This is a genomic window from Streptomyces flavofungini (assembly GCF_041028215.1).
Lineage (GTDB): Bacteria > Actinomycetota > Actinomycetes > Streptomycetales > Streptomycetaceae > Streptomyces > Streptomyces flavofungini_B.
In genome coordinates, this window is the sequence record NZ_JASKYR010000197.1 from 1 (window position 1) to 11,675 (window position 11,675).

Here is an 11,675-nt window from a genome sequence, read left to right on the forward strand (position 1 = left end):
CGGCCCGTTCCGCTCGGCCGGTCCGGCTCCCTCGGCCGGTCCACTCTCCTCCGTGGGACCGGGCTGCTTCGCCGGTCGCTCGGACTGCCCCTTCCCGGCCCCGTCCGAGGGCGCCGCCCCGCCCACCGCCGTCCGCGCGGCCACGTACAGCTCGGCGGGGCGCACCCCGGCCAGTGCGGTGACCAGGTGGCCGTCGGGGCGTACGAGCAGGACCGAGTGCGCGGGCGCCCCGGGGTAGCTCTCGGCCACGAGCAGCTCGGCGTGGTGCGGCAGTGCCGCGACGGCCGCGGCCAGCCTCGGCATGAGGCCCGCCGACATCCAGTGCCGCCGCTCCCAGACCCCGGTGCCCGGGGCGACGAGCAGGACGAGCAGATGGCCGCGCCCGAGCCGCTCCCGCAACTGGACGAAGGTGCCGTCGGGCGCCGTCACCCGTACGTCCGTCACCGGCGAGCCCGGCTCGGTGGCCACGACGATCTCCGACTCGGACGGCTCGGGCGCCAGCGGGGAGCTCGCGTACGAGGCGGGCGCGCCGAGCGGGCCGCGTCCCACGTGACCGTCCGTGAGCAGCGCGTCGTGCCCGCGCGTGGCACCCGGCACGAACGAGCGCAGTCCCTTGCCGCCGCGCAGTATCGGCAGGGACTGGTCGGCGGCGCGCAGCCGGGCGGTCACGCAGGCCCGCCGCTCGGCCTGATAGCTGTCGAGCAGCGCGTCGTGCGCCCCGTGATGCCAGGCCAGCGCCAGCTTCCAGGCGAGGTTGTCCGCGTCCCGCAGCCCTTCGTCGAGCCCCTGGGTGCCGAGCGCGCCGAGCAGATGCGCGGCGTCACCCGCGAGGAAGGCCCGGCCGACCCGCCACCGCCGGGCCAGGCGGTGGTGGACGGTGTGCACGCCCGTGTCCAGCAGTTCATACGGCGGGGTGGAGCTCTCGCACCAGCCCGCGAGGGTGGCTCTGATCCACTGCACGAGGGCCTCGGGGGTCACGAGGTCGCCGCGCGGCGGAAGCAGCCAGTCGAGCCGCCACACCCCTTCGGCGAGCGGGCGGCCCGTCACTTCCGTGCCTCCGCCGCGCCACGGAGGCATCCGGTGCAACAACGCCTCACCAGGCCACGGAAGTTCCGTGCGCAGCGCGGCCACGGCGTGTCGCTCCACCGCCGTGCGCCCCGGGAAGCGGACGTCGAGCAGTTTGCGCACCGTCGAGCGGGAGCCGTCGCAGCCCGCGAGATAACTGCCGCGCCACCACGTGGCCTTGGGCCCGCGCGTGTGGGCGGTCACTCCGGAGGCGTCCTGCTCAAGGGAGTCGAGCTTGCTGTCCACGGCGACCTTGATGAGCCGCTCGTCGGCGATGGCGTCGCGCAGCGCCCCGGTCAGTACGTGCTGCGGCAGGTGCAGGGGGGCGGGGATCTCGTCGTCGAAGGAGAGCTGGCACATCACCTGTTTGCGCCGTACGGAGCGCCAGCGCGTCCAGCGCGCACCCAGTTCGAGGCCGCCCAGGGAGTGGCCCGCGAGGCGTTCCACGAAGGCGGCGGTGTCCTCGCGCAGCACGACCGTGCGGGCGAGGCGCTGCTCGTCCTTGCCGGGTCCTTCGTCCAGGACGACGGTGGGCACCGAGTGCCGGGCGAGCGCGAGGGCGAGCGCGAGTCCGACGGGTCCGGAGCCGACGACGATCACCGGGTCCACGGCGCACGCCCTCCGGCCCGAAGGGCTCCGAGGTTCCGGGCTGCCCGGATGCGCTGGACGTACGTACAGGAACTGACAGTTGGAGCCCGGTGCACGATCACAGAACGTATGCAACCCATTGCCGCTGCTTGCGTCAAGTGACGATGGCAATGGTGTGCATCGGGTAGCCGCAGCGTAGCGGAATGGCGGCAGGGGAAGCCGGGCCCGGACGGACGAAGGGGGGCGGCCCCCAGGGCCGCCCCCCACACTCACCTGCGTCTACGACGCGTCAGTTCGATTTGCCCACCGGTCCGTCGGTGCCGTCGTCCGCCTTCTTGAGGCCGTCCGGGGCACCGCCCGCACCGTCCCCACCGTCCGTGTCACCTGCTGGACCGCCCACGGGCACGTGCGCGTCGCCCGGCCCGGTCGCGGCCGTGTCGAGGACTCCCGGGGCCTCGGCGGGCTCGGCGGCGGCGGCCACCGCGATGCCGGTCTTGGTGCGGCGCCCGCGCTTCTCGATCCAGGTGGCGAGCCCGGAGAGCGCCAGACACATCGCCACGTAGATCGTGCCGACGACCATGATCACCGGTACGTAGATGTACTGGCCGTTGACCAGGGTGGTGTTGGCGAGCTGGCGGCCCGCGTACAGCAGCTCCGAGTACGTGATGATGTAGCCGAGGGAGGTGTCCTTCAGCGTGACAACGAGCTGGCTGATGATCGTCGGCAGCATGGACCTGACCGCCTGCGGCAGCAGCAGCATCGTCATGACCTGCGACTTGCGGAGTCCCAGGGCGTAGGCCGCCTCGACCTGACCGCGTGGGACGGCGTTGAAGCCCGCTCGGAGCACCTCCGCCTGCACCGAGCCGTTGTAGACGGCGAGGCCGATGACGAGGGCCCAGAAGCCGTTGTTCTCGCCGATGACACCCAGGTCGCTCTTGTAGGTGAGGAAGAGCACCCAGAGGGCGTAGATCGTGATCAGCAGCGGGATGGCGCGGAACAGCTCGATGAACCCGGTGGCCAGCCAGCGGACCGGGCGGTGGTCCGAGGCGCGGGCCACCGCGAGCAGCGCGCCGAGTACCAGGGACAGCACACCGGCGAGCGCGAAGACCTTCAGCGTCGTGAGGACGCCGTCGCGGATGGTCTCCCGGACGTTGGAGTAGTTGAAGGTCTGCCAGACCTCGGGCTCGAAGTGGCCGCGGTCGGCGAGCCGCATGACCACGAAGACCACGAGACCGAGGATGGCGGCCGTGCCGATGACGGAGTAGACGCGGTTGCGCACCCGCGCCTTGGGCCCCGGGGAGTCGTAGAGAACGCTGGAGCTCATCGTGCGACCTCCAGGCTCCGCTCAAGCAGCCGGAAGAGGCCGCTGATGGTGAAAGTGATCACGAGGTAGCCGAGTGCCACCCAGAGGAAGAGCCAGGCGATGGCGAAGCCCTGGTCACTGAGGACCTTCTGCCACCCGAAGAGTTCCGTCACGCTGAACGCGCCCGCGATGGCGGAGTTCTTCGTCAGCGCGATGAAGATGCTGCTCAGCGGCGGCAGCACGGTGCGCACCGCCTGGGGCAGCACGATCGTGCCGAGGGTCTGGAAGAACGTCATGCCGATCGAACGGGCGGCCTCCGCCTGCCCGAGCGGCACGGTGTTGATGCCGGACCGCACGGCCTCGCAGACGAACGACGAGGTGTAGACGCTGAGCACGATCAGCGCCTTGGTCCAGGGGTCGAAGCCGAAGTCGAAGACCTGCGGCACCGCGAACCAGATGGTGAGGAAGAGCAGCGTCAGCGGCGTGTTCCGGAACAGGGTGACCCAGGCGGTGCCGAAGAACCGCAGGGGCGGGACCGGCGAGACGCGGAAACCGGCGAGCACGATGCCAAGGAGCAGCGCGAGCACGCTGCTGGCCACGGTCAGCCAGACCGTGCCTATGAAACCCTCGCGGAATTCCGCCAGATGGTCGAGCAGTACATTCACGGGGATGTCCTCGTGGGCGGCAGTGGTCGGGCAGGGGGCGCCGGTCCCCGCACACACCGCGATGCGTACGGGGACCCGGTCGGCTCACTGCCGGGGAGTGGAACGGAAGGCCTGCGGTCAGTAGCGCTCGAGGGCCGGCGGCTCGGTGAACTTCGAGCCGGACAGGCCGAGCGTCGCGTCGTACGCCTTCTTGTAGTCGCCGTTCTTCTGGTGCGCCTCGACGGCGTCGGCGACGGCGTCACGCAGAGCCTTGTCGTTCTTGCTCATGCCGATGCCGTACGGCTCCTTGGTGAAGGGCTTGCCGACGACCTTCAGGGCCTTCGGCTGCTGCGCGGCGTAGCCCTTGAGGATGGCGTCGTCCGTGGTGACGGCGTCGACCTCCTTGTTGATGAGCTGCTGCACGCACTCGGAGTACTTGGCGAGCTCGACGGTCTCGGCGCCGTACTTCGACTTCTTGATCTCCTGGAGCGGCGTGGAGCCGACGATCGAGCAGACCTTCTTGCCCTTGACGCTGTCGGGACCGGTGATGCCCTTCTCATCCCTGCGGATGAGGAGGTCGGCGCCCGCCATGAAGTACGGACCGGCGAAACCGACCTGCTTCTTGCGCTCGTCGTTGATCGTGTAAGTACCGACGTACAGGTCGACGTCGCCCTTGGAGATGGTGGTCTCGCGGACGCCGGAGTCGATCGTCTTGAACTCGATCTGGTCGGGCTTGAAGCCGAGGTCGGCCGCGACCATCTTGGCGATCTCGATGTCGAAGCCGGACCGCTTGCCCGCGCTGTCCTTGAAGCCCAGGTACGGCTGGTCGTCCTTGGCACCGATGACGATCTTGCCGGCCTTCTGGGCCTTCTTCAGCACCGCCGAGTCGACCTTGACGCCCGACTTCACGTCGTACGTGGGCAGCTTGGGCGCGTTCTTGCCGCCGGTCGGGTCCTTCGGCTTGTCACCGGCCGTGCCCTCCTCGCCGCCACAGGCCGTGGCGGTCAGCGAGAGAGCGGCGACAACGGCCGCGGCGGCTGCGGTCTTGCGGAACTTCATGGTGAACATCCTTTGCTTCGGCTGGTGGTGAGTGGACGCGGTGGCCATGGGTGCCGTAAGCGTCAGTGCTTGAGGATCTTCGACAGGAAGTCCTTCGCCCGGTCGCTGCGCGGGTTGCTGAAGAACTGGTCCGGCACGGCCTCTTCGACGATCCGTCCGTCCGCCATGAAGACGACACGGTTGGCGGCGGAGCGGGCGAAGCCCATCTCATGGGTGACGACGATCATCGTCATGCCGTCGCGGGCGAGCTGCTGCATGACCTCGAGGACCTCGTTGATCATCTCCGGGTCGAGCGCCGACGTGGGCTCGTCGAAGAGCATCACCTTGGGGTCCATCGCCAACGCGCGGGCGATGGCCACACGCTGCTGCTGGCCGCCGGAGAGCTGTGCGGGGTACTTGTCGGCCTGGGTGGCGACGCCCACGCGGTCCAGCAGGCGGCGCGCCTTCTCCTCGGCCTCGGCCTTGCCGGTCTTGCGCACCTTGGTCTGGCCCAGCGTCACGTTCTCCAGCACCGTCTTGTGCGCGAAGAGGTTGAACGACTGGAAGACCATGCCCACGTCCGCACGGAGACGGGCCAGCTCCTTGCCCTCCTGGGGCAGCGGCTTGCCGTCGATCGAGATGGCTCCCGAGTCGATCGTCTCAAGACGGTTGATGGCGCGGCACAGCGTCGACTTTCCGGAGCCGGAGGGGCCGATCACCACGACGACCTCGCCGCGGGCGATGGTCAGGTCGATGTCCTGGAGGACGTGCAAAGCGCCGAAGTGCTTGTTGACGTTCTTCAGCACGACCAGGTCGTCCGCCCCGGGCGGTATGGCGTCCTTGGTCACCGATACTTCGGTCACGGCTTGTTGCTCCATCCTCCTCGGTTGGGAGGACAGTAATAACCCAGTGCGACCAGCGTCATTACATCTGAGGGGAAATTGAGCATAACGATCCGGCCGCAACCGGACACTCCGCGTGAAGAGGACCCCAGAGGAGCGTACCGGCTCGATAACGGAACGTGTCCGTGACCCGATCCCTCTTGACGCGGTCCTTATCCATCGGCGTGGATGCCTTGGTGCGCACGCGCGATTACCGGCCATGACGGAACTAGGGATGAACTGGAGGGGGCCCGTATGCGACTGCTTCTGGTGGAGGACGACGACCACGTCGCCGCCGCCCTCTCCGCGGTCCTGGCCCGCCATGGCTTCGACGTCGTGCACGCCCGCAGCGGCGAGGAGGCCCTCCAGGCCCTGCTGCCCGCCGAAACGGCACCCTTCGGAGTGGTGCTTCTCGACCTCGGCCTGCCCGACCAGGACGGCTACGAGGTCTGCGGCAAGATCCGCAAGCGCGGCTCGACCCCAGTGATCATGGTGACGGCCCGCGCGGACGTGCGCTCACGCATACACGGCCTGAACCTCGGCGCCGACGACTACGTGGTGAAGCCCTACGACACGGGGGAACTCATCGCCCGTATCCACGCGGTCATCCGGCGCCCCGCCCCCGGCGGCACCACGGAGACCGCGGCCGACAGCGAGGTGCGGCTCGGCACCGTGCACATCGAACTGCCCACCAGGCAGGTCAGCGTGGGCGGCTCGGTCGTCCAGCTCACCCGCAAGGAGTTCGACCTGCTCGCGCTCCTCGCCCAGCGCCCCGGAGTGGTGTTCCGCCGCGAGCAGATCATCAGCGAGGTGTGGCGCACCAGTTGGGAGGGGACCGGGCGCACGCTGGAGGTGCACGTGGCCTCCCTGCGCTCCAAGCTGCACATGCCGGCCCTGATCGAGACGGTGCGCGGCGTCGGCTACCGGCTCGTCGCCCCGGCCACGTAGCCGGAGCGAGCACAGGTGCACTCTCGCCTCCTCCCGCTGCTGATCGTCCTCATGGCGGGCGTACTGCTCGCGCTCGGCTTCCCGCTCGCCGTCAGCGTCGCGGCGGCGCAGCAGCAGAAAGTGGTCGTCGACCGCATCGACGACACCGCGCGCTTCGCCTCGCTCGCCCAGTTCGTCACCGAGCGCCCGACGGGTTCCCGCGTGTCCGGGGCCACGGACGAGCGCCGCGAGACCCTCCAGAAGGAACTCGACGACTACTACGAGGTCTACGGGATCAGGGCGGGCGTCTTCTACCGCGACGACGGCCCCATGGCCAGCGCCCCGGCCTCCTGGTACCTGCCCGCCGACGGCGATGTCCGCGACGCCTTCCAGGAGGCGCTGCGCTCCCGCGGCAGCCACGACCCCGAGCAGGTGTGGCCCTGGCAGCGCGGCCGCCTCGCCGTCGCCTCCCCGGTGATCAGGGACGGCGACGTCATCGCCGTCGTCGTCACGGACTCGCCGACGGGGCGCATGCGCTCCAGGACGCTCTACGGCTGGCTGCTCATCGCCGCCGGGGAGTCGGCGGCCATGCTCCTGGCGGTCGGCGCGGCCCTGCGGCTCACCGGCTGGGTGCTGCGCCCCGTGCGGGTCCTCGACGCCACCACGCACGACATCGCGACCGGACGGCTCAAGTCCCGTGTCGCCGCGGCGGGCGGACCGCCGGAACTCAGGCGCCTGGCCCGCTCGTTCAACGAGATGGCGGACAACGTCCAGGACGTGCTCGAACAGCAGCGGGCCTTCGTCGCCGACGCCTCGCACCAACTGCGCAACCCGCTCTCCGCCCTGCTGCTGCGCATCGAACTGCTCGCCCTCGAACTGCCGGAGGGCAACGAGGAGATCGCCTCGGTCCGCACCGAGGGCAAGCGCCTGGCCCAGGTCCTCGACGACCTGCTCGATCTGGCGCTCGCCGAGCACACCGCGCCCGACCTGTGCCTCACCGACGTCGGTGCCCTGGCGGCCGAGCGGGTCGCCTCATGGCGGCCGCTCGCCGAGGAGCGCGGCGTACGGCTCACCGGCGAGTGCCCCGCCACCACCGCCTGGGCCGATCCGGTCGCCCTCTCCAGCGCACTGGACGCGGTGATCGACAACGCCCTGAAGTTCACGCCCGAGGGCGGCCGCGTCCAGTTGAAGGTCGCCTCGTCCGACGGCACGACGCGCGTGGTGGTCGGCGACGAGGGGCCCGGCCTGACCGAGGACGAACTCGCCCGCGTGGGCGACCGCTTCTGGCGCAGCAACCGCCACCAGAACGTCAAGGGCTCCGGCCTCGGCCTGTCCATCTCGCGGGCGCTGCTCGCGGCGGGCGGCGGCTCGATCACGTATGCCCGCAACGAACCGCACGGTCTCAAGGTGACGGTCGCCCTGCCCCGCAACGAGCCCGCGACGGGCCTCTGAGGGCCCTCTGAGGGCCTTACGGCTTGACCGAGCGGTAGTAGTCGCGGGCGCCCTCATGGAGCGGCAGGGGGTCCGTGAAGAGGGCGGTGCGCAGATCCACCAGTTGCGCCGCGTGCACGGCGTCGCCGATGTGGTCGCGGCTGTCGATGACGGTGCGGGTCAGACCGGAGGTGAGGTCGTCGTCCGCCCGGTCCGTGGTCACCAGGAGGTTCGCCACCGCCAGGGTGGGCACGGCGGAGCCCTGCTGGGCGTAGGGGTAGGCGTCGGCGGGCATCGTGGCGGCGCGGTAGTAGCGGGAGGCGCCGCCCTGCTTGTGCAGCTTGTCGACGAGGTAGCGGAGCTCGACCAGACGGATGTCCATCTTCTCCGAGAGCTCGCGCACGGAGGTGGTCGGCAGCCCGCCCGACCAGAAGAAGGCGTCGATGGCGCCCCGCTCGAGCAGGCCCGGCATGGTGTCGATGCCCGCGGGCACCGGCTCGATGTCCGTGGCCGGGTCGAGTCCCGCCGCGTCGAGCACCCGGTCCGCTATCAGCCGTACACCCGAGCGCTCCTGCCCCACCGCCACGCGCTTGCCGCGCAGGTCCGCCACGGAGTCGATGCCGGAGGAGCGGGCCACCACCAGTTGTACGTAGTCGTCGTAGAGACGGGCGCAGCCCCGCAGGCGGTCGGCGCCCGCAGCACCGTCGAGGCGGTACTTCTCGACGGCGTCGGCGGCCGCGATCGTGAAGTCGGCCTTGCCCGTGGCCACCCGCTCGACGTTCTGCTGCGAGCCCTGGCTGTTGCGGAGGTCGACGTCCACGTCCGGCATGTCCTGGGAGACGGCGGTGCGCAGCAGCTTCCCGTACTTCTCGTAGACGCCGTTCTGTACGCCCGTGCTGAACCGCATCCGGCCGCTCGGAGAGTCCTCGCGCACGGGGAGCAGCCACCACACGAGCAGCCCGAACACGACGAGGAGTGCGGCGGAGGCCTGGAGCGCGCGTCGTCTGCCGATGCGGGGGAGTGCCTGGAGCATGCGCGCGATCCTGCCAGCCCGCTCACCGTGGTGACCAGGGGCGGGGTCACACAGCGGCCTCTCGCGCGGACCCTCTCGGCGGCTTCGGTCGCGATCCCCGGACACGCGCGCGTGGCGACCCCGTACCCTGGGGAGCGAGATGAGCGCGAAGACTTACGAGGTGCGCACCTACGGGTGCCAGATGAACGTCCATGACTCCGAGCGGCTCTCCGGGCTGCTGGAGGACGCCGGCTACGAACGTGCGCCCGAGGGGGCCGACGGCGACGCCGACGTCGTCGTCTTCAACACGTGCGCCGTGCGCGAGAACGCCGACAACCGTCTGTACGGCAATCTCGGCCGCCTGGCGCCGATGAAGACCAAGCGGCCCGGGATGCAGATCGCCGTCGGCGGCTGCCTCGCCCAGAAGGACCGCGACACCATCGTCAAGAAGGCGCCCTGGGTCGACGTCGTCTTCGGCACGCACAACATCGGCAAGCTGCCGGTCCTCCTGGAGCGCGCCCGCGTCCAGGAAGAGGCGCAGGTCGAGATCGCCGAGTCGCTCGAGGCGTTCCCCTCGACGCTGCCCACGCGCCGCGAGAGCGCGTACGCCGCGTGGGTCTCCATCTCCGTCGGCTGCAACAACACCTGCACCTTCTGCATCGTGCCCGCCCTGCGCGGCAAGGAGAAGGACCGCAGGACCGGCGACATCCTCGCGGAGATCGAGGCGCTCGTCGGCGAGGGCGTCTCCGAGATCACCCTCCTCGGGCAGAACGTGAACGCCTACGGCTCCGACATCGGGGACCGCGAGGCCTTCAGCAAGCTCCTGCGCGCCTGCGGCAAGATCGACGGCCTGGAGCGCGTGCGCTTCACCTCGCCGCACCCGCGCGACTTCACCGACGACGTGATCGCCGCCATGGCCGAGACGCCGAACGTGATGCCGCAGCTCCACATGCCCCTCCAATCGGGCTCGGACCCCGTCCTGAAGGCGATGCGCCGCTCCTACCGCCAGGACCGCTTCCTGGGGATCATCGAGAAGGTGCGCGCCGCCATGCCGGACGCCGCGATCTCCACCGACATCATCGTGGGCTTCCCCGGCGAGACCGAGGAGGACTTCGAGCAGACCATGCACGTGGTCCGCGAGGCCCGCTTCGCCAACGCCTTCACCTTCCAGTACTCCAAGCGTCCCGGGACCCCGGCGGCGACCATGGAGGGGCAGATCCCCAAGGAGGTCGTCCAGTCGCGCTACGAGCGCCTGGTGGCCCTCCAGGAGGAGATCTCCTGGGAGGAGAACAAGAAGCAGGTCGGCCGCACCCTGGAGCTGATGGTCGCCGAGGGCGAGGGCCGCAAGGACGGCGCCACGCACCGCCTCTCCGGCCGCGCCCCCGACAACCGCCTGGTGCACTTCACCAAGCCGGAGGCCGAGGTCCGCCCCGGTGACGTCGTGACGGTCGAGATCACCTACGCCGCCCCGCACCACCTGCTCGCCGAGGGCGCCGCGCTGGACGTGCGCCGCACGCGCGCGGGCGACGCCTGGGAGAAGCGCACCACCGAGGCCGCGGCCAAGCCCGCGGGCGTCATGCTGGGCCTGCCGAAGATCGGTGCCCCGGCGCCGCTGCCCGTGGCCACCGGAAGCGGCTGCGGCTGCGACTGATCCGCCCGGGGCGGTGACCGAACGCTCGGTGCGGTGACCGATCCGCTCAGTGCGATGACTGATCCGCTCGGTGCGGTGACCCGGGTCGCCGGGTGGCCCGCACGCGCGCGTGGCGGGGCATTACGCTGCGGATCATGCTTGTCGCCGCAGCCGTCTGCCCCTGCCCGCCGCTGCTCGTGCCCGAGGTCGCGTCGGGTGCCGCCCCCGAACTGGACGCCGCGCGCGCGGCGTGCACGGACGCCCTCGGGGTCCTCGCCGCGGCCAGGCCGGACCTCCTGATCGTGATCGGCCCCGCCGGGCCGGAGGGCCGGGGTCCGCACCCGCAGGGCGCGCGCGGCTCCTTCCGGGGCTTCGGCGTGGACCTGGAGGTGACTCTGGGGTCGCGGCCGGGCGCGACCGGTGGGGCCGGTAAGACCAGTGAGGCCGGTGCAGCCGCTCTGGACCGTGAGCTTCCCCCGTCCCTGGCCGTGGCGGGCTGGCTGCTCGCCCGTACGGAGTGGTCGGCAGCCCCGGTGGAGGGCCTCGGCGTGGGCGAGCCGCTCACGGCCGAGCGGTGCCTGAAGGCGGGGCGTGATCTCGGCGCGAGGGCGGACCGGGTGGCCCTGCTGGTGATGGGCGATGCCAGCGCGTGCCGCACGCTGAAGGCCCCCGGCTATCTCGACGAGCGGGCGGCGGGCTTCGACGCGGAGGTCGCACGGGCGCTCGCGGCGGCCGATGTGGCGGCTCTGAAGGCGCTGGACGAGGAGCTGGCGTACGAACTGAAGGCGGCGGGCCGCGCTCCCTGGCAGGTGCTCGCCGGGGCGGCCGAGAGCACCACGCTGAGCGGAGAGCTGCTCCACGAGGACGCGCCCTATGGGGTGGGGTACCTGGTGGCGGCCTGGTCGTAGAGCGGCCTGGTCCCCCAGCGGCCTGTTCCTGGCTCCGCGCCCAGTCCACGGGCAGCCGGGGCCGAGCCCAGCCGGGCCAGCGCAGCCGGGCCCGCCAGGACGACTCACGGCGACGGCCGCGAAGCCTGTGCTTCGCGGCCGTTCGCCGATGTGTCGCGGGGGCCCTCCCGCCCGGTGCGGGCGGGGTCCCGCGATGCCGGGTGAGGGGCGGGTSACCGCTCACGAGGCGGCCCGCGGTGCCGTGCAGG

10 protein-coding genes are annotated in these 11,675 nt (G+C 71.0%); 4 read left to right on the forward strand and 6 right to left on the reverse strand.

Annotated features, from left to right (window positions below; all coding sequences use genetic code 11):
* The 5 genes from AB8Z36_RS15965 to AB8Z36_RS15985 form a co-directional block, all read right to left on the reverse strand.
* Positions 1-1,674: FAD-dependent monooxygenase (locus AB8Z36_RS15965; protein WP_369213967.1), on the reverse strand; the 1,674-nt coding region annotated here is incomplete at its 3' end.
* A 268-nt stretch (positions 1,675-1,942) separates the two neighbouring features.
* A complete protein-coding gene (locus AB8Z36_RS15970) occupies positions 1,943-2,977 on the reverse strand; it encodes an amino acid ABC transporter permease (protein ID WP_369213968.1) in 1,035 nt (344 codons plus the stop codon).
* On the reverse strand, positions 2,974-3,621 hold the full coding sequence (locus AB8Z36_RS15975; RefSeq protein WP_369213969.1) for an amino acid ABC transporter permease: 648 nt from the start codon (positions 3,619-3,621) through the stop codon (positions 2,974-2,976). Before AB8Z36_RS15975 ends, AB8Z36_RS15970 begins: the two co-directional genes overlap by 4 nt.
* A 117-nt stretch (positions 3,622-3,738) precedes the next feature.
* The gene (locus AB8Z36_RS15980; RefSeq protein ID WP_369213970.1) at positions 3,739-4,659 is read right to left on the reverse strand and encodes a glutamate ABC transporter substrate-binding protein; all 921 of its coding nucleotides are present in this window, start codon (positions 4,657-4,659) and stop codon (positions 3,739-3,741) included.
* Positions 4,660-4,721: 62 nt separating this feature from the next.
* Positions 4,722-5,501 carry an amino acid ABC transporter ATP-binding protein gene (locus AB8Z36_RS15985; RefSeq protein ID WP_369213971.1) on the reverse strand — a complete coding sequence of 260 codons (780 nt, stop codon included), beginning with the start codon at positions 5,499-5,501 and terminating at the stop codon, positions 4,722-4,724.
* A gap of 273 nt (positions 5,502-5,774) precedes the next feature.
* On the opposite strand from AB8Z36_RS15985, the gene AB8Z36_RS15990 reads away from it, so the two are divergent.
* Positions 5,775-6,467: a response regulator transcription factor gene (locus tag AB8Z36_RS15990; RefSeq protein WP_369213972.1), complete on the forward strand. Its 693-nt coding sequence runs from the start codon at positions 5,775-5,777 to the stop codon at positions 6,465-6,467.
* A gap of 15 nt (positions 6,468-6,482) precedes the next feature.
* Positions 6,483-7,898 carry a HAMP domain-containing sensor histidine kinase gene (locus AB8Z36_RS15995; RefSeq protein ID WP_369213973.1) on the forward strand — a complete coding sequence of 472 codons (1,416 nt, stop codon included), beginning with the start codon at positions 6,483-6,485 and terminating at the stop codon, positions 7,896-7,898.
* A 16-nt stretch (positions 7,899-7,914) separates the two neighbouring features.
* Here the strand turns inward: AB8Z36_RS15995 and AB8Z36_RS16000 are convergent, their stop codons facing one another.
* Positions 7,915-8,910, reverse strand: a complete 996-nt coding sequence (locus AB8Z36_RS16000; RefSeq protein WP_369213974.1) for a TAXI family TRAP transporter solute-binding subunit — start codon at positions 8,908-8,910, stop codon at positions 7,915-7,917.
* 139 nt (positions 8,911-9,049) lie between these two features.
* Here AB8Z36_RS16000 and miaB point away from each other — a divergent pair, with 139 nt between their 5' ends.
* Positions 9,050-10,540 (forward strand): tRNA (N6-isopentenyl adenosine(37)-C2)-methylthiotransferase MiaB, encoded by a 1,491-nt coding sequence (gene miaB, locus AB8Z36_RS16005; RefSeq protein WP_369213975.1) that lies wholly within the window; start codon positions 9,050-9,052, stop codon positions 10,538-10,540.
* A 134-nt stretch (positions 10,541-10,674) separates the two neighbouring features.
* Positions 10,675-11,427, forward strand: coding sequence for a class III extradiol dioxygenase subunit B-like domain-containing protein (locus AB8Z36_RS16010; protein ID WP_369213976.1), 753 nt, complete (start codon positions 10,675-10,677; stop codon positions 11,425-11,427).
* The last annotated feature ends 248 nt before the right edge of the window (positions 11,428-11,675 follow it).